Source organism: Pseudomonas sp. NFX5, assembly GCF_049132125.1.
In the GTDB taxonomy this organism is placed as follows: Bacteria; Pseudomonadota; Gammaproteobacteria; order Pseudomonadales; family Pseudomonadaceae; genus Aquipseudomonas; species Aquipseudomonas marginalis.
The window spans coordinates 254,567-273,132 of sequence record NZ_JAFMZG010000044.1; the positions used below are offsets into that span (position 1 = coordinate 254,567).

An 18,566-nucleotide genomic window follows, 5' to 3' on the forward strand; every position below is an offset into this window, starting at 1 on the left:
ACCAATAGGAATCATTTGCATGCTGAGGCGCGGCGAATGTAGAGCCGGGAATGAAAAAAAAACGTGAAAAAAAGGTGAGTTTTACCGAGCGCGCCCCACGGTGTTTGCAGGCATGTGTCATTCACCCGAAATGGCGCGCTACGGCAATTACTAAGTTCTGAAGCGAAGCACCAGGTCGTTCAGGTTTACAGCCAACCGTGACAGCTCATTACTTGCCGTCAGCGTCTGGCGAGTGCCTTCGCTGCTTTGAACGGCAAGGTCGCGGATGCTTATCAGGCTGCGATCCACATCACGCGCTACGTGAGCCTGTTCCTCGGAGGCGGTTGCGATCTGGATATTGCGATCGTTGATTTCGAGTACGGAATCTATGATCTGGCGCAGCGACTGGCCGGCTTGCTCCGCCGTATCTCGCGTGCTGTAGACCTCAGACGTGCTCATCTGCATCGATTCGACGGCGGCTGAGGAGCCTGTTTGAATCGTCGAGATCATCTGTTCAATTTCCTGGGTAGAGGTTTGGGTGCGGTGCGCCAGTGCCCTGACTTCGTCGGCGACCACTGCAAAACCGCGGCCTTGTTCTCCTGCGCGGGCTGCTTCAATTGCAGCGTTCAACGCCAGCAGATTGGTTTGCTCGGCAATCGCCCGGATAACGCCGAGTACCTTGCTGATGTCTTGCGCCTGGCCTGCTAGCGCTTTTACCTGCTCCGAGGAAACTTCGACTAACCCCGTCAGGCCGCGCATGGCCGTGAGCGTTTCAGTGACCCTTTTATTGCCAAGATCGGCTGCCAGGCTGGACTGCATTGCGGCTTCCGAGGTGGAGTTGGCATTGCGGGCAACCTCTTCGACAGCAGCGCTCATCTCGGTGACGGCCGTGGCAGCCTGCTCTATCTCGCTGTTCTGCTGTTGCAAGGTGCGATCAGCACTTTCCGTGATCGAAATCATTTCGACGGCAGCGCTGCTGAGTTGAGCTGAGGCGCCTGATATTTCCAGTATCGTGCTCCGGAGGTTCTTCTGCATGATATTGAGCGCATGCATCAAGCGGGATGCTTCATCCGAACCGGTGACTTCCAGGTCATGGGTAAGGTCGCCGGCCGCGATATCTTCCGCCAGTTTCAGGGACGAACTGATGGGGTTCACAATACTGTTGGTGAACAACGTGGCCAGCAGGGTAGTGAGCGCAAAAGCCACCACCAGCACAGCTATCAGTACCCTGACGCTATGGGTATAAACCTCTGCTGCATCCTGCCCCGACAAAACCGCCTGGCGTGCATTTTGCTCACGTAGAAGTGTGAGCTGCTCTTGATAGGCACTGGCCCGCTGTGCCTGCTCGGTGTTGGCGAACGTGATCGCTTGTTCATGGTCAGGCTGATCGAGGGCGAGTACTTTTTTCAGGCCCTCAATGTAGGCATCCATTGTTTGGCTGGCCTTCTCAAACTGCAGTTGATCCTGTTCGCCGGAGATCAGGTTGTCACGATAAAACGCGCTCTTCGCTTCAAGCGTTCGCATGGCCTCTTCGACCTTTGACAGCGACGCATCATGCACGTCTTTGGAGGTACTCGAGAGCATGCGGATACTCTCAAGGCGCGCATGCAGAAGGGCGATCTGAATATCGTCAATCACCTGGATGCTCGGCAGGGAGTTTCGCTCGATGTTCTGCTCCGCCGTGCGCAAATGACCGATTTGTAAATAGGAGAAGCCTGCCAAACTGATCAGCAAGAGGGTGATCAGACCGAAGCAGACGAACGCTCTGCGCGCGATATTCAAGGATCTTAGTTTCATATAGGCCTCCGAAGGCCGAGGTGTCAGGGGAGGGGGCAGCCCCTGCGTCAGTTTTTGTTGATCACGAACAAGGGCTGCCTTTGCAGGCGGCACATTGGCGCTGACTGTCATCCTGGCGGCGATGCGTACAGTGAGGAATTCAAAAAAATGAATCGAGGTGATAGTTGCGATAAATTATTGCGCGCTAATCGTTAGTCTATTAAATATTTCCGTGGGCGCCTGATCCTTTGTCAAAGCGGCCGGAAATTCGTGCGAAGGAAACAAGGGCCTGCATGAGGTTAATCAGGCAAGCCCTTGATAGGTGGATGTTCAGGGTGGCGCTATGGGTCAAAACTCGGTTATGACGGTTACCCCTGCCGTCTCGAAGCGGTCCATGTTCGTCAACGCGTCGATGGACTGTTCCAGGCTGATGGTTTTGCCCACGAGTTTTTCAGGCGCCAGCTTGCCTGAGGTGATCATCTCGATCATGGCGCCATAGCGATGCGCCTGCATGCCGTGGCTACCGTAGATCTCAAGTTCATGGGCGATAACCTTGCCCATGGGGATGGCCGGCGTGGCGTGATCAGCGAGCATCAGCCCGACCTGGACGTGCTTGCCGCGACGGCGCAGGTTGTTGATGGAGTTGAAACAGGTGGTTGGGTGGCCCAAGGCGTCCAGCGAGACGTGGGCACCGCCCTGGGTGATTTCCAGCACGGCTTCGGTGACGTCCGCGACGCACTGGGCATTGATGGTGGCGACAGCGCCGAGGGCGCGTGCCATATCGAGTTTTTCCTGGGAAATATCGATGGCGATCACGTTCGCGCCAATGGTCTGGGCGATCATCACCGCAGACAGGCCGACACCTCCGCAGCCGTGAACCGCGACCCACTGACCGGCGCTGACGTTGCCTTGGTCGACGACTGCACGGAACGAGGTGGCGAAGCGACAACCCAGGCTTGCAGCGGTTGCGAAGTCCATGCTCTCGGGCAGCGCGACCAGGTTCAGATCGGCCTGGTGGATGCCGACGTACTCGGCAAAAGAGCCCCAATGAGTGAAGCCCGGCTGAAACTGCGTGTGGCACACCTGCTGATTGCCGCTGTTGCACTGCGCACAAGCACCACAGCCACCCACGAACGGCACGGTCACCCGGTCACCGACCTTCCACCGCGTGACGTCGTGGCCCACCTCGGCCACGATGCCGGCCAGCTCATGACCCGGTACATGGGGCAGTTCAATGTCGGGGTCATGGCCTTTCCAGCCATGCCAGTCGCTGCGGCACACTCCGGTGCCAAGCACCTGGATCACCACGCCATGGCGTTCCGGAGATGGATCGGCCACGTTCATCAGGCGCGGCGGTTTGGAAAAGGCTTCGTAGACGACTGCTTTCATTCAAATTACCTAGGCTTGGAGGGGCGATTCAGGCATTGCCATTATGAATGAGCGCCTTGAAATTACCCTTCAAGTTGCCATTGACCGAACGCAAGAATTGAAATTAGCCTTCATTTTTAAGTATGAATTTGAGGGGTTATTTCATGATTGAACAACTCGATAAAACGGACATTGCAATATCGGAGCGTTTGCAGCGGGACGGCAAGCTGTCGAATGTCAAGCTGGCCGAGCAGCTGTCCCTCAGCGAAGCGTCCTGTTGGCGCAAGCAAAGACGCCTGGAAGAATGCGGGGTTATCGAGGGATACCAGGCCGTTCTCAATCGAAAGAAACTCGGGCTGGGCCTGAAGGCGTTTGTCCAGATCTCCTGCACGGATCACAGCGAAGAAGCCACGGCAACGTTTGAAAAGATTATCCAGGCGGCCCCGCAGGTATTGAGTTGCCATAACACAACGGGGGAGGCGGACTTTCTCCTTGAGGTGGTTGCACGGGACCTGGACAGCTATAGCCGCTTTGTCGAAACAGTGCTGAGGAAGCTCCCTGGGGTTTCAAGTATTCGCTCGAACCTCTCCCTGCGAGAGATGAAGACCACTCATCGACTGCCCGTCAGCGAGCTCTTGAGCATCTGAAGGCTGTCGGGCACGTCGAGAGCCAGTGTTCGTCCGGACAATCGAGCATTTCGGCACTGTTATCGAGCATTTCGGCACAGTCTCCCGGTTTTGTTCAACCTAGACTCGAGCTTCACTTCAAGACTCAGCCGGAGCCGCAATGAACATCAGATCAATCCTGCCTGCACTCTCCATGGCCGTCACACTCAGTGGCTACGCTGCGGATTTCTCACTGACCAGCCGGGATATTGCTGACAACCGCCCGTTGACCCGTCGCGAAGTGTTCCAGGGCTTCGGTTGCGAAGGTGGCAACACGTCTCCTGAGCTTTCGTGGAAAAACGCCCCGGCAGGGACCAAAAGCTACGCGATCACCGTTTACGATCCCGATGCCCCCACCGGCAGCGGTTGGTGGCATTGGACGGTGGTCAACCTGCCAGCCTCCACCCATAGTTTGCCAAGCGGCGTGGGGGCGAACCTGCCTGCGGGTGCTGTGCAAGGGCGAACCGATTATGGCCAGCCGGGGTTCGGTGGCGCTTGCCCTCCTGTCGGCGATAAACCCCATCGCTATCAATTCACCGTGTGGGCCTTGAAAGCCGATAAGCTACCGCTCGACAACCAGGCCAGCGGAGCCTTGGTCGGTTACATGCTCAACGCCAACGTCCTGGCCAAAGCGACCATTACTTCCACTTACGGACGTTAAGAACCATGCGCCCTTGTGACGGCATACAGCACCGGGAAAATATTATCGATGCCTGTGTCATTCGGGCGCGACATGCCCTTACCTTGCCCAGGGTGCCGGTGTTCGTGACCACCTTGTGTCGAGTGCGGCAGGGGGAAAAACTGTTGCAATGGGATGACCGGGAAATGCGCGCAGGGCCTCGGCATCTGATTCTGATGCCGGCCGGGCGCGAGCTGGGTATCTCAAACTTCCCCGGCCCTCAGGGTCACTACATCGCCGATGCGGTGACCTTTCCCGTCTCGACATTGCGTCAATTCAGCAGCCGATATAGCCAGCAGATCAAGAGTGGTCGCGGGGCACTGAAGAGCGATCTATGCGTTCCCCTGGACAGGCACACCACCCAGGCATGGGAGCAGTTGCTGGTCGCCATCCATGCAAACGCCCCGCAGGCACTCTGCACACATTATGGGGAAGCGGTGCTGCTGAGCCTATGCCTTGGCGGCCAGGCCGGACCTTTGCTGATGGGGCGCAACGATCCCTTGTGCGAGCGGGTGCAGCAACTGGTAATGGCCAGCCCGGAGAGAGACTGGACGGTTGCGAGCATCGCACAGCACATGAACCTGGGGGAGTCGACCTTGCGTCGCCAACTGGCGAACGAGGGGAATAGTTTCAGGAACATTCTGGAGGGCGTTCGACTGTCGACAGCATTACAACGGCTGCAGACAACGTCTCGCCCGATCGGTGAAATTGCCAGCGCCTGCGGCTACGCCTCCGCCTCCCGTTTTGCCGTGCGCTTTCGCTCACACTATGGCCTGTCACCCCGTGAATTGCGGGCTGCGATTTGAACCGTTGCGGCAGGGCTTCCCCCAGTCTGCCGGCCGGCAGTGCGAGCCAGGTGTTGACGTTTATCGGTGGGTACCGGACCAGACTGTCTGGCGATAGTGCTACTGTCTACGCAGTCCCCCCGGAGCCTGCTGGATGCCCCATCAAACTTCAGTTCACCCCATCGCAACGCCTCCAGCCGCGCCAGGCGCTGAAAAACCGCGCGCTCACCCACCTATGTGGCATGGCAATCCGGACTTACCCACCTTCGGCAGCACTGGGGCGGCCATATTGGGTTTCTGTTTTGTGCTGCTTATGTTCCTGCCGGTCATAGGGGTGATGGTGCTGATCCTTTTCGGCCTCGAAGCGATGCAAGGCGCATCGTCCAGCGATGGGGCGAGTCTCACCACGTCGCCTCTCATCCTGTTCATGCTTGGTTTTGTTGTGCTCATGGGGCTGGTTTTCGCGTGGATGTTCTCTGCGTCCAGAGTGCTGGCCTTCACCTTTGACGAGAACCGGCAACTGCTTACTCTCACCGTCACCCGTCGCGGCCGTAAACCCGCCGAAGTGCAGGTGCCCTTCAGCGATATCATTTGTATCAGCCCTTACTTGCTCGCCAGTTATGACCGCCATGGCCATTTCAGCGTCGTGTGTCAGGGGCCGAGGGGCAAGGAGTTCGAATATCGATTGGCTGAGGGGACTTCTCTGGAAGACATGGAATTTCATGCCGCATGGCTGCGCGCAATAATAGGCGAACGGATGCATGAACCAATGAATCTGGACAAATGAACGAAGCACCTCCGAGCACTATCACCTTTCAATCGCATCGATAATTGCGCCGCCGTCAGCGCCATCCAGTAAATACCCACGGCGCCGAATGGATCGAAACATGCACCGGCAGTGCCACCTTGTGCCAGTTTGGGCGCGTCCATTCGTCTGTTGCCCGGCACTCTGGGGGGCATGGCGTTTCTCAACCTTAAGCACGGATATCCCGAGCCCAAGAACGGAGAGCCAGCATGGAAATCAATGAGAATGCCCCGGGCAACATTTCACAGCAGGCTGTAACGCGCGGCACGGACAACGAGACAGGGCACGACCCGAAGCGTGATGAGGATAAGATCCCGCTGCCGCCGGACGACGATGCACCCCTTGAGGAGGATATGTCTGATGTGGACGCTGCCGATTCAGTGGCGAGCGAACACCCTGACAACTGAGGTGTTTCAGATCAACGAACCCGGCCAGGGTGTCGCAGATGGCTGGGAATCCGAAGGCGGCTGTAAAGCCGCCTTCTGGGCGATGGCTACCGGGCGTTCAGCCCGTCGAGAAACTCGGTGTGTTGCAACGTCCTGGAAAACATCGGCAGCGTGAAGCGTTCGGCTGCCTGTTGTTGTTCGTCGGTAAAGGTCGCGGTGCAATCGATCAGGGTCACCACGTTGTAGCCCTTCTCATAACCTGATCGTACCGTGCCTTCGACACAGCAATTGGTCAGGAAGCCCGCCACCACCAGAGTCTGGATACCATTGTTGCGCAGCACCAGGTCCAGGCCCGTGGTGGCGAAACCGTCCAGCCCGCGCTTGCCCTCCACGAGAATGTCGCCGGCTTCCCGGGTAATCGCCTCGCTGATGTCGGCACCCCAGCTGCCGGCGCGGAAAGCGCTGCCATCGGCAACGCCCTTGAGAATCCCGTAGTCGCGGGTGGTCAGCTCCGGGTAGCCCTCGGCGAACTGGATCGGCAGGTGGATGATCTTCACGCCGAGCGTGCGCGCCTGTTCAACCGTGGTGGCGGTGTTCGCGAGCATATTGGACGTGTGCATGACGTCCTTGACGGCGTCATGGAACACGCCGCCTTGGGTGGTGAAGTCGTTCTGGTATTCGATCAGCACCAGGGCGGTGGTGTGTGGGTTCATGTCGGGTCTCCGATAAGTGGGTCGAGCAACAAGCGTAGAACAGCAGGCAGGGTTGGGTGGGGCGGCAGTCAAACACAAAACTATGGCTAAGAGCGCCGCATCCGTTTACAGACCGCAAGCAAAGCGGGCACTTTGATACTATGCTCATTGCCAATGCGAGCCATCTACGGGTTTCAATGTTCGGCCGCCAAGGGCTCCGACCCTGGCAAAGTCATTGACGTTGGCGACAGCCGGTGGGTGGTCTTCAGGCGTTTTCAACGGCTCACGCAACAACCCGCACGTGGCATACAGGGAAACGTTCAATGCCTGCCCCACACCTCACCTGCTTGAAAATCTCCAATGTGGGGGCCAACGGCTCCAACCAGAACACGCCGTCGATCCAGGCTGTAAGCCGGAGCGGGTGGATAACTGTTGGTAAATGCCAAGCACGATGGAGAACAGCATGAACACCCAGTCGATCCACACGATCTTGAGGCGCTTCGCCGGCTGCGTGGCGGGGCTGGCGATGGTTGCCGCCAATCCGGCCCAGGCTGCCGCCGAGGGCATCGCCAGCGGCCCTACCGCGAGCTACAGCATTGCCTTCAGCAATTCCTACGCAGGCAGCGATTTTCGCAAGGTGATGGTGCGCAACTGGCAGGAAATTGCGCTCCAGGCGCAAAAGGAGGGCTTGATCCGTGAGGCTCCCGTCGTCAGCGCCAATAACTCGGCTTCGGAACAGGCGGCCCATATCCAGGACATGATCGTCAAGGGCGTCGATGCCATCGTGATCCTCGCTGCCTCCGACACGGCGCTCAACGGGGTGATCCGCGATGCCTGCAACGCCGGCATCGTGGTGGTCGTCATGGCCAGCCTGATCACCGAGCCCTGTGTCTATACCGTGGATTACAACTGGTCCGCCATGGGCCGTGTGGAAATGGACTACATCGCCGAGCGCCTGAAGGGCAACGGGACATTACTGGAGATCCGCGGCATCGCTGGCGATGCCACGGATAAAAACATCAGCGATGGCATTCGCAAGGCCGCCAGCGACTATCCGGGCCTGAAATTCGTCAAGACCGTTTACGGGAACTGGACGGCTTCTGTCGCCCGCAGGGAAGTGACGTTGGCGCTGCCGTCGCTGCCCACCATTGATGCCGTGGCTACCCAGGGTGGCGACGGATATGGTGCGGCCATGGCGTTCAAGGCGGCGGGACGCCCTTTGCCGATCATTGTGATGGGGAACCGTCAGGACGAACTTGCCCTGTGGAAACAGGAACGCGATGCCAATGGCTACGAGACCGTCTCTGTCTCTGCCTCCCCGAGCGTCTCCCAGATGGGGTTCTGGGTGGCCCAGCAGATACTGGCGGGCAAGCAGGTGCCGAAGTTCGTCGAAGTGCCGCTGGTACGTATTGATGCCAAAGACCTGGACGCCTGGCTTGCCACTATGCCGGTGGGCGGTGCCGCCAATCCGTTCTACGGCCAGGCTTCCGTTGCGGCGATGATCGATGCGGCCATCAACCATACGGCGCCGCCGGCGCCTTTGCCGGAGGTGACGAAACAGTAGCGGCGGGCTAGGAGGCGAGGCCCCATGTTGACATTCAAATCAGCCACGGCCAGGCCCATTGCCGTCAGGATCGGCCTGGCGGTTGCCGCACTGGTGTTGCTGATGCTGGCGGTATCGCTCGTGAACCTCTACGGCCTGCGAGGCATGGTACGTGCGGTGGATTCCGCCAGCCATTCCGCGGAAATTCTGGCCTCGGTCAACGGGGCTACCGGGCGGGTGGAAAACTTCATTGCCACCCGCGACCAGGGCAGCGTGTCCCAGGCCGAGGGCTTGGTCGCGACCGCTATCAACGGCCTTAACGCCATCCCGGCGGCAGAGGCGCAATCGCTCAAGGGCAGCCTGGAGAGGCTCGCTGCGGCGATCGCGTCCTTGCGGGCGGCGACCCTGACCATGGATGGCGAAACCGAGAATATGACCGCCCATTACGCCCGGATGCGAGAGGCGACGGCCCTCGTTGAACTGGGTATCGCCGCTGGGCTGAAGGGCCTGGACTCCCGCGCCGCCGACCACCAGGCGCGGGTGAGCAACGCCCAGAGCGCCCATCGCATCCTGGATATCCTGCGCAACGGCGAACGCATCATTACCGCCAATGTGGCCCAGGTGCTGGTGAGCGGTGATGGTGCCGCCGCCACTGCGGCGCGCAACGCCTGTGCGGCGCTGCCGCCTGTGGTCGAGCAATTGCGTGAGTTGATGGGGGCGCCGCAACAGGTGGAGACCCTGGAGCAGTTGGCGACGGCGGTGGCTGCAGCCAGCCTGGCGCTCGAGCAGCTTGGCGAGGCTCCCAGGCTCCGGGGCGGCGAGGCTTTGCGGCATCTGGGAGCTGTTGGAGGCGTGGCAGAGCGCCTTGAAGTCATGTTGGCTGAAGTGGACGAGCACATTGCCCATGACGCCAGTGACATTCAGGCCGCCATCGGTTTGCTGCAAAACGCCGCCGCGTTGTCCAAGCGTTTCGCCGAACGTGTTGCCACCCTGGAAGCGCAGACCTTGTCGTTTCGCCTGGTGCCGTCGGCCGAGGTCGCCAGCTCTGTAGGCGTCATCCTCGATGAACTCTCCCGTCTCGCCCGGGTTCTGCCATCGTCTGTGGGGCAGCAGGCCAGCGCTACGCCCCTGACGGTCAGCGATCAGATTGCTGGCTACCGGGCGGCATTTGCCGGGTTCCATCAGGCGAGCAACGCCTTGGGCGACGCGCGCGACCAGGTTCGTATCGAGGCACGCAGCGCTGGCCTGTTGGTTGCGCGCTTCGCAGGCGAAGCGCGTTCAGACGCCTTGGTCCACAAGGATCGCGGCATGCTGGCGACAATAGTCGCTGGCGCCGTCGCCATCCTGCTGGCCGGAGCCATTGCCTGGAGCACCTCGCGGTTTGTCGCGCAGCCCATCGTCGCCCTGGCTTCGGCCATGCGCCGGCTCGCTGCCGGTGACTTGAGCGCCGAAATCGCCAGTGCTGGACGCGGCGATGAGATTGGGATCATGACTCGCGCCGTCCGGGTGTTCCAGGAGAATGCCTTGCGCATCCGGGTGCTGGAGGCCGAGGCCGAAGCCGAAAGACAGCAGGTGCAGGCCTCTCTGGAGAGAATGGTCGCCGAGCGGACCGACACGCTGCACCGGCAGACCGAGGTGCTGGAGGCGCAGGCGGTTGCACTTATTCAGGCGCGCAACCAGGCCGAGACGGCCAACCAGGCAAAGAGTGATTTCGTCGCCACGGTCAGCCACGAACTGCGCACCCCTTTGACCCTTATTCTCGCCCCGTTGGAGCAGCTCTCGGTGGCGATCACGCCGCCGGCGGACTGGCGCGTGCAAATCGAGCGCGCACAACGAAACGCACTGCGCCTGATGAACCGCGTGAACGATATCCTTGACTTCTCCAAGGCCGAAGCAGGCAAGTTTGAGCTGTGTCCGGCGCCCGTTGATTTGAACAAGGCGGTGGGTGTGCTGGCCGAGGACGCCGCCATGGTGGCCAAGGGCAAAGGCTGCACCTTGACCTGCAGCATCGATCCTGCCCTCGGCACCGTGTTCCTGGACCCCCGACACTTCGAGAAGATTCTGCTCAACCTGGTGAGTAATGCCATCAAGTTCACCCCTGCTGGCGGTACGGTGCATCTGGCAGTCACTGCGCTTGATGACGAGCGATTTGAGCTCGCGGTGCAAGACTCGGGCATTGGCATCGCGCCTGACAAATTACCCCTGCTGTTCCAGCGTTTTTCCCAGATCGACAATTCCGCCACGCGGCATTACAGCGGTACAGGCATCGGCCTGGCCCTGGTCAAGGATCTGGTCGAACTGATGGGGGGCGAAGTCAGTGTCAACAGTGAGCCTGGAAAGGGCTCGTGCTTCCTTGTTCGATTTCCTCGGGGAACCGAGCAAGACACGGTGCCGACCGAAGCCGGTCATCTGCATGAGGGATCGTCACCCACCGCAATGATCACAACCGAGCAGCGCCACTTGCTGTTCGACGACGGCCGCCGTGGCAGTAGCAACGACCAGGCGTCCATGGCCGATGCAGACAACGAACGGCACCCGGAACGCACCTCGCAGTCCAGGGTCCTGGTGGTCGATGACAGCCCGGAAATGCTTGGCTACCTCAGCGAGCTTTTGCGCGACGACTACAGCGTCGTCACCGCCGCTGATGGAGAACAGGCCTGGGCCATGCTGCAGCGTCAACCGATCAATGTCGTTCTCTCGGATGTGATGATGCCGGAGCTTGACGGCTTTGGCCTGACCGCCAGAATCAAGGCGAGCGCCGGTTTTGCCCATCTGCCCGTCATCCTGTTGACCGCCCGCGGCGGCAGCGAAGCTTGCATCTCCGGGCTGGAGAGTGGCGCCGATGACTATATCGCCAAACCTTTCTCGCCATTGGAGCTCAAGGCTCGCGTACGCGCGGCGCTACGCATGAGCCAGGTGCAATCCGAGCTGAATGCGAAATCCCGTCAGGCGGGCATGGCCGAGATCGCCACGACGGTGCTGCACAATGTCGGCAACGTTCTCAACAGCGTGAACGTTTCGGCCGAGTTGGTCAGCAGCCAGATGCGCACCTCCAAGGCCCAGGGCCTGGGCAAGGTGGCGCAGATGATGAACGAACACATCCATGAGCTGAGCGATTTCTTCACCCAGGACCAGCGGGGAAAGATGCTGCCCGACTACCTGCTCAAGCTGGCGCAGGCGGTGGCGGCAGAACAGCAGGGCATCATCGAAGAGCTCGAGCAACTCACCAAAGGCATTGACCACATCAAGACCATTGTCGCTGCCCAGCAGTCCTATGCCGTTGCCGTCAGTGTCGTCGAGACAATACCGGTCTCGGAATTAATCGATGATGCCTGGCGCATGAGTGCCGGCTCACGGATGAATCAGGAGGTGACGGTGGTCAAGGACATTGCCGACTTGCCCCTGCTGTCGCTGGACCGGCACCGGGTGCTGCTGATTCTGGTAAACCTGATCAGAAACGCCAGGCAGGCGTTGGACGGCGTGGTCGATCGCAGCCCGTGCATCACGTTCAGCGCCTCCCTCATCGCTGACGGGGCAGTCTTGCGTATCACGGTGGCCGACAATGGCAACGGGATTACGCCAGAGCACCTGACGCGTATCTTTTCCCATGGCTTCACGACTCGCAAAGACGGTCACGGTTTCGGCCTGCACAGCTGCGCGCTCGCCGCGCAGGAAATGGGTGGCAGCTTGACCGTGCACAGCGACGGGGAAGGGCAGGGCGCAACCTTCATTCTCGAGACCCCTCTTGATGCGCCGCAGAGTAAGCGATGAGCATCGAACAAGCGCCCTATGGGCTGGGCCGTGGATAAAGTTCTATCAGGTTCGATTTTCAAGTCAGCTGTGCGCTCCCACTCAGTTCGAATCTCGCGGGCCGGTCTTATCAGCAACCATCATTTTTCCGTACTGGTCGTTTTCGCATCATTTGACGCCTCTTTTTGAAAGCGCAGCAGGGTATCGTGATACGTTTTTCTTCGACGATGGTCCGTGTCATAGCCGCCGTTAGCGGCGACAGTGCCGGCTTGAATATGGTCCAGGTAACTGAACAATCTTCGTGCTGACAGAAAGCTGATCGCATAACCCAGCTTGACCATCTTGTCTTGTAGCGCGTATCCCGGTACCCGGTTATCCATCATGAAGCGCAAGTTATGTTGTTTAATTACATCGCAGTTCCATAAGGTGCAAAAACTTTTCAAGTGGGTTTCTCTGAAAGGCTTGGGGTTTTTAGAGGGTAGCCCCACGTAACGCATGAGTGTTCGGTAGTGGTACTTCATCAGTCGAGTGCCGAACCGCCAGGCAGTTCTTAAAAAATCGCGATTGATCTGTTCTGTACAACCGACTGCCACTGTACGCGGCGTTGCAGTGCTTTGGCTCATCATCATACTGAACACGTCGGTATCAAATACAAATGTGTCCGTATGAAGCAGGAATAAGTACGGAGTTTCAACATATCCCAAAATCAGATCAAGGGCTTTACCATGCGCGATATATCCGGCTTCTCGAGGGTGGGGGATCCTTTCTACCAAGTTGATCCAATCAAGTGTCCGCAAGTAGTGGATGCTTTCATCGGCGGAACCGTTATCCACTACCCAGACCGGAACTTGATGGTATATAGCGTAGTCGCGTAGCAATCCTAAGCAAAGGCGTGTCATGTGCAGCGTTTTATAATTAACCAGGGCAATACTGAACAAGGCATGTTTTGCCGAATGAGCGTTGTCGTCAGGCATTAGTGAAACACTCCAGAATGATATATCGGTCGTGCGCCGTTTGCGACCCGGCCGGCAGGCTCGATGGGTCGCCATCACCTCATGAGTTGTCGGGGCAGGAGAGGCGCATTAGCCAAGCTTAATAGGTTGTTCTGTTTGGTAGCGTTAATTTATGGTTAAGGTGGGTAAATAACAGAGTGGGAAGTAACTCGAAGCGCTCGTGGTATTTACCATAACCTTACCGACTTCTGACATTTTTCAGGCTGGGTATGTCGTAAGCTTGTTCGTGATAGTGCGCAGTAGTGCTGGCACTGCGTAACCGATAAAAGTGGAGGTGGTTATGTTGAGTAAGCAATTCGCCAATGGCCCATGTGTGTCTCGGCAGCTGGAAATATCTGGCTTGCACCAAGACAGTCTTCAGGATCAATTACGTAAGCTCCTCGGTCATGGTTTTAATTTGATGTTATTTTGCAGCGGCGGCCAATATGGTGGTCGATACTGCCATGTGCAAATACACCATGACAAAAGTGGGATTGAGCTTGAGTTGCATGGCGTATTCGACGAACGCTTCGTGCATGAGGCGTGCCTGGCCATAGAGGAAATAAAGAAGCAAGTGCGCTTGGCGATAGGACCACTTCGAGGTATACCAGCACCTGCTCGGAGAAAAGTACATACAGCCCATTATTGACGAATTACACGGGCTGGCGAAGTTACGCCGCACACGCCAACGGCGGAGCAATCAACGGTCCCAATAGCGCGCTGGTCATGGGCTGCCTGCACGTCAAGTCAATCATTGGTGCTTTCTTCATCCCTGAGTTGGCGGCTCATGGCATCGCAGCTCTGCGACCACGAGGCCAGCCATTCCGGCATCTCTGGCGACCGTTCGGGCAGTCCCAGTTCTCGAACAAACTCGCTTGGCGGAACAATACCTTTCGCTGAACGAAATAGACCTCGCATTACGACAACGCCGATCACTCTGCCTTTGCTCACAAATCGATGCTCCATGAAGCTCCACTTGTCGTCCCAGCCAAGCATCCTTGTGTGGATTTCAAACGCTTCAAACAGTCTAAGCTCACGACGAAATTTACCCCAAGTGTCTCCGACGATGGGCAGCGCCTTTGCTCTAATAGCTACTCGATAGGCGCCACTGCGCAAAACGAAATCCATGCGTCCGACATCGGCCAGGGTGAAATATCGGCCGTTGGTGACATGTCGATTGAAGTCGAGGTCCAGTGGCCAGACGCGCATTCGGATGACGGTTGATTCCAGCGCTTTTGCCGGTCTGCGCCAAGGTCGACGAAGCAGCATGAGGAGAAGTCGAAACCAGAGATTCATAAAGACGCCGATAGTTGAATGATTGGCGTACTTTAAAGTGCTGAGGGGTGAGCCAGGTAGGTCCCTAAATGACTTAATTCTGCGCAAAAGTACATTCCGATCACTCATTCTATGGTTTAAGTTTTTCTAGCGGGTTTCGCAGGCGTCTATCGCGCTATCTGCGGCCTGTGGGTTTCGCGACCTTTGTCCGCCCGTTCTCGGCGATTGCCCAAGGTGCACGGCGAGTCGCTGGGGGGCGTCCTCCCTCGACCCCCTCCAGCAAGCAAGCACCCGAAAAGCTGCAACTGGACGGCTTTTAATCAGTGCCATCTATCTCAGGTCCTCTGTTAGATTAAATATATATAGCTTGCCGAGTGCAAAGCTGTTGGAAGTCATAAGAGGGTTAAAAGGTCAGGCACTAAGCTGCCTTGTGCGAAAAAGTGTCATAAATAAAATTTCTTTTGATTCAATGGGTGAGAACAGGCAGTCAGTAACTTTAAGAAAGTCAATATGCGAAACCATGAAGTTTTATTCATGTTGGTGGCTGAGGAGCCCTGATTTGCGATGCTTGATATTGCTGCAACCCTTCAAGTACATTTCATTTAACTTCCAGTATCAACGCTCACCAACAGGAAGTTACCTTCTTCCCGCGCGCATCAAGATGGTATTGATGCGGTTACGGCGATAGGAGCAAACTGGGTAGGCATATTTTCTGGTATCAATGAAACGTCACATAAATATCGAATTAGAAAATCAAAAGCACAGATACAAGATCTCATTAACCGAGGTGTACTGTATGCAAAATCACTGGGCCTGAAAGTTCGCTACGCCGCCCGATTGTCGGCGAGTACAGCTTCGTACATACCGCAAAGCTTCATGTGACCGCCGGCTCCCGAAATAGAAACTGCTATCACTGGATAGACCCGGTTTACTTGAGCGAGTAAGCCGTGCCATGAATCTTATGCGAGCACCTCAACATGATGGGGCATGAGTGGTTGACAGGCGTCGGTCTGATTTTCCTTGGAATAATAACGGGATTCGTCGGGACCAACACCGGTGGCAGTGTGTTTTTGACCGTTCCGGTGATGATCTGGCTGGGGATTGCACCTCAGTCGTCGATCGCCACTGCGCGCCTGGCCTCGGTAGGCACCATGGTTGCCGGACTGCGGCACTTCCATAACCAGGGAAAGGTCGATTATGCGCTGGCCTTTCCAGCTGCGGTACTGGGGTTGGTTGGGGCTCTGGCAGGCGCGAGCCTGCTTCTTCAAATAGATCCCGCGCTGCTGCACAAGATAATTGGCGGGCTGACATTGCTGCTCGTCGCACTGTCTCTTATAAAAAAACCTCGTAGCGGCGAAACACCTCCCTCAGCGATCAGACGTCTGTTTGGCTATATCCTCTTTATCCCCGTGGGAATGATCGGCGGGCTATTTGGTGGGCAAGCCAAACTCTCGACGTATTTATTCATTATCTTTTTCAGAAAAACCATCAGCGAATCGGTGGGGACCCGCAAAGTCGGTGGGCTGGTTCTCTCCGTGGGTTCATTACTGATTTTCGGCGTCAGCCGCCTCATTGACTGGCAGTACGGATGTTGCCTGATTATTGGCACGCTATTGGGTGCAAATGCCGGCGCGAAGTTTGCCTTAAAGAAGGGCGACCAGTGGATGGAAGCAGTTTTCAATCTAGTCGTGGTCGCGTTGGCATTGAGGATGCTGTTCTGGTGACCAGATCGGATGGGGACTCGCAAATACGTAAATGGCCTCACCTGTTTGCCAAGCCTTCATCCACAAATGGTCATGTCCTGTCTTTCATATATTCGATCTCACAGGCTGTAGGCGTAAGCTTTGGGTTTTGCTTGCCTGGCGGCGGTATCAGGGAGTGCCAACTAGTACATCACCCAAAATCGAACTCAGGATGTACTAGAAAAATGTTGGGGTGAGTGAGTGTGGGGGACAAATGTTGGCAACAAAAAACCTGCACAAGGCAGGTTCTATGTGGGTTTCAGCGACTTCTTGGGAGGTCGTGGAACGTAATGATGGTGCCCGAACCCGGAATCATAAAAAAAATAAGCTTTTGATATGTATAGAGTATTTGCGTTTTGTGTGCTGCTTCTATCCCTAAAAATATCCTAATTTTCCAGGTCTGCTGCGTGTTCGGATCCTGGTCATTTTGTGAAGTGATTTTAGTGAGTTTTTTATTGGAAAGTCCGAAAAAAGTTTGGCTGTAAGCGTCCGCCCGACACCCTCTTGCTGATCAGACCTTTGCCTGCTTCAACCTCTGATTGATCCACTCGCAGTCAAACGCCGTCGGATCGAACCCATCATCCCCATACCACTCCGACATTGCCTCATGCTCAGGGTGATTCGGATCCGCCAACGCTGCCAGAAAATCGTCATGCCCAGGTGCACCACCAATGTCTTCCAGCGGGCGGCACGCGAACGCAAAAACACCGTTGTCATCGCTGAAAGCCATTTCGTTTCCTGCTCACTGTTTAGTGCCCGATCGTGGCACGTAAGGCCGTATGACGTAGCAGAGCGATGCCAGTTGCGATTAGGGTATTCTTCATAAGTGAGAGTCCTGCCTCAGATTCAATCTATGCGCTTAACGATACCGAACCGGCCGTTTTTAAAGTCGCTGGCACGGAGGACATCCGGGGCAGCTTGGTCGCAGCTGTAGGTCGAGTAGCTCACAGGGGGGATTACCAAATCGATCTGAGCTACGATTCGCGCAGCCTGAAGATGAGGCAACGATGTGTAGCGGCTTGGTTATCGCTTCATTTGAGACTTGGAGCCCCATGGAGAATCTGATATTCGCCTTGTGAGCAAAGTCATTCGCTTCGTCGTGGTAATTACCAGGAACGTCGCATAGCTGCTCCAGCTGACAAATCAATCCCCATGCTGACCGCAAATATAAGCGACACGCTGCGGCTGTGAACAACATATGGGCAAGTGAGCAGGCAAGTAAGCTAGGCTGTTCGCACGACAGTCCGTCGATATTCGATGGCCTGAAAATAAAGGCGCTATGAATGTCAAAGCATTTGCTGTTGGGCTGGACCCGTTCCTTGTGCGTGCTTGCTGCCTTGAGCGGCGCGGCCACCATGGCAGTTGCTGCCCCGCCTGAAAAAACCGCTACGGCGCCATCGGACATGCAATCGGTGTCCCTGGCAGGCGGCAAGCTGAAGTTCGTGCTGGAAGGCGTCGAGGCCCGTGCCTTGAACAGCGAGAACGGCGGCACGATGTACTTCGATCCGAAAAGCGAGCGGGCCATCATCGTTACCGAAGGTCCGGCGCCGACTGCGGGCACCACCCCGGACGCTGCGTTTCGCCTTGCCGTGGATACCTTGAAGGAAAAGCAGCAGGCCGCTTCACCCAACTTTCGCATGACCAGCGAGAAGACCATTCAGGTGAACGACTTGAAGATGTACCGCCTGGACGGCACCGACGATTTCAACGGCCTGAAACTACTGATGGCCTCGTTGATGGCGATGAACGATCAGACGATCACCATCATCGAAGTGATGTCCAGCGTAAACGACCCGGCCGGCCATACCGCTGCGTTGAAGAACATTCTGGGCAAGTAAACCGCAGGTTTCCGGATAGTAGGCTGTTGGCTTGCTACGGTCTGTCCATCACAAGGAACCCGTATGAGCTCGTGCGCAACGCTTGCCCAACTCGGTCGTTCCATAGCTTTAGCGCAATATAAAACTCAATAAATAGCTTTGCCTGCACGCGCTGATCGGATTTCTGGTTCTAAAGGGAAACGCCACGATTTGGCTGCAGCACACTTGCGCTATAGCTTCGATACGAAGCTGCCTTCTAAACTGCGGACAGACTCCTGATACTTCTTGTTGGGTTGCCGCAGTGTGTGATGA

14 protein-coding genes and 3 pseudogenes are annotated in these 18,566 nt (G+C 57.0%); 11 read left to right on the forward strand and 6 right to left on the reverse strand.

Features of this window, described 5'->3' with window-relative positions; genetic code table 11:
• Nucleotides 1-150: 150 nt before the first annotated feature.
• Entirely contained in the window at nt 151-1,776 is a 1,626-nt protein-coding gene (locus J1N02_RS29165) for a methyl-accepting chemotaxis protein (RefSeq protein ID WP_092357184.1), read from the reverse strand.
• Between the two features lie 327 nt (nt 1,777-2,103).
• Nucleotides 2,104-3,144 carry a zinc-dependent alcohol dehydrogenase family protein gene (locus J1N02_RS29170; protein ID WP_146476303.1) on the reverse strand — a complete coding sequence of 347 codons (1,041 nt, stop codon included), beginning with the start codon at nt 3,142-3,144 and terminating at the stop codon, nt 2,104-2,106.
• A gap of 143 nt (nt 3,145-3,287) precedes the next feature.
• On the opposite strand from J1N02_RS29170, the gene J1N02_RS29175 reads away from it, so the two are divergent.
• From J1N02_RS29175 to J1N02_RS29195, 5 genes are all read left to right on the forward strand, one after another.
• Nucleotides 3,288-3,770 (forward strand): Lrp/AsnC family transcriptional regulator, encoded by a 483-nt coding sequence (locus tag J1N02_RS29175; protein ID WP_092357255.1) that lies wholly within the window; start codon nt 3,288-3,290, stop codon nt 3,768-3,770.
• A 139-nt stretch (nt 3,771-3,909) separates the two neighbouring features.
• Nucleotides 3,910-4,449: a kinase inhibitor gene (locus J1N02_RS29180; RefSeq protein ID WP_421148149.1), complete on the forward strand. Its 540-nt coding sequence runs from the start codon at nt 3,910-3,912 to the stop codon at nt 4,447-4,449.
• Between the two features lie 5 nt (nt 4,450-4,454).
• Entirely contained in the window at nt 4,455-5,273 is an 819-nt protein-coding gene (locus J1N02_RS29185) for a helix-turn-helix transcriptional regulator (RefSeq protein ID WP_092357188.1), read from the forward strand.
• Between the two features lie 133 nt (nt 5,274-5,406).
• Entirely contained in the window at nt 5,407-6,039 is a 633-nt protein-coding gene (locus tag J1N02_RS29190) for a hypothetical protein (RefSeq protein WP_227432263.1), read from the forward strand.
• A gap of 227 nt (nt 6,040-6,266) precedes the next feature.
• Nucleotides 6,267-6,464: a hypothetical protein gene (locus tag J1N02_RS29195; RefSeq protein ID WP_027606646.1), complete on the forward strand. Its 198-nt coding sequence runs from the start codon at nt 6,267-6,269 to the stop codon at nt 6,462-6,464.
• Between the two features lie 86 nt (nt 6,465-6,550).
• Here the strand turns inward: J1N02_RS29195 and J1N02_RS29200 are convergent, their stop codons facing one another.
• Nucleotides 6,551-7,156, reverse strand: coding sequence for a cysteine hydrolase (locus J1N02_RS29200; protein WP_027606645.1), 606 nt, complete (start codon nt 7,154-7,156; stop codon nt 6,551-6,553).
• A gap of 442 nt (nt 7,157-7,598) precedes the next feature.
• Between J1N02_RS29200 and J1N02_RS29205 the strand changes: the two genes are divergently transcribed.
• The 4 genes and pseudogenes from J1N02_RS29205 to J1N02_RS29220 form a co-directional block, all read left to right on the forward strand.
• Nucleotides 7,599-8,699, forward strand: a complete 1,101-nt coding sequence (locus J1N02_RS29205; protein ID WP_092357190.1) for an ABC transporter substrate-binding protein — start codon at nt 7,599-7,601, stop codon at nt 8,697-8,699.
• A 1,287-nt stretch (nt 8,700-9,986) separates the two neighbouring features.
• Nucleotides 9,987-11,036: pseudogene (locus J1N02_RS29210) on the forward strand (sensor histidine kinase); the annotation flags it as partial.
• A gap of 213 nt (nt 11,037-11,249) precedes the next feature.
• Nucleotides 11,250-11,585 (forward strand): annotated as a pseudogene (locus J1N02_RS29215) (response regulator transcription factor); the annotation flags it as partial.
• Nucleotides 11,586-12,104: 519 nt separating this feature from the next.
• Nucleotides 12,105-12,449 (forward strand): annotated as a pseudogene (locus J1N02_RS29220) (ATP-binding protein); the annotation flags it as partial.
• Between the two features lie 119 nt (nt 12,450-12,568).
• Here the strand turns inward: J1N02_RS29220 and J1N02_RS29225 are convergent.
• Both J1N02_RS29225 and J1N02_RS29230 read right to left on the reverse strand, forming a co-directional pair.
• The gene (locus J1N02_RS29225) at nt 12,569-13,402 is read right to left on the reverse strand and encodes a glycosyltransferase family 2 protein (RefSeq protein WP_421148150.1); all 834 of its coding nucleotides are present in this window, start codon (nt 13,400-13,402) and stop codon (nt 12,569-12,571) included.
• Between the two features lie 765 nt (nt 13,403-14,167).
• Entirely contained in the window at nt 14,168-14,716 is a 549-nt protein-coding gene (locus tag J1N02_RS29230; protein WP_092484520.1) for a thioesterase family protein, read from the reverse strand.
• 956 nt (nt 14,717-15,672) lie between these two features.
• Between J1N02_RS29230 and J1N02_RS29235 the strand changes: the two genes are divergently transcribed.
• Entirely contained in the window at nt 15,673-16,419 is a 747-nt protein-coding gene (locus J1N02_RS29235; protein WP_421148151.1) for a sulfite exporter TauE/SafE family protein, read from the forward strand.
• A 529-nt stretch (nt 16,420-16,948) separates the two neighbouring features.
• Here the strand turns inward: J1N02_RS29235 and J1N02_RS29240 are convergent.
• The gene (locus J1N02_RS29240; RefSeq protein WP_027606637.1) at nt 16,949-17,167 is read right to left on the reverse strand and encodes an IS1096 element passenger TnpR family protein; all 219 of its coding nucleotides are present in this window, start codon (nt 17,165-17,167) and stop codon (nt 16,949-16,951) included.
• Between the two features lie 553 nt (nt 17,168-17,720).
• Between J1N02_RS29240 and J1N02_RS29245 the strand changes: the two genes are divergently transcribed.
• Entirely contained in the window at nt 17,721-18,275 is a 555-nt protein-coding gene (locus J1N02_RS29245) for a hypothetical protein (RefSeq protein WP_027606636.1), read from the forward strand.
• Nucleotides 18,276-18,566: the final 291 nt, after the last annotated feature.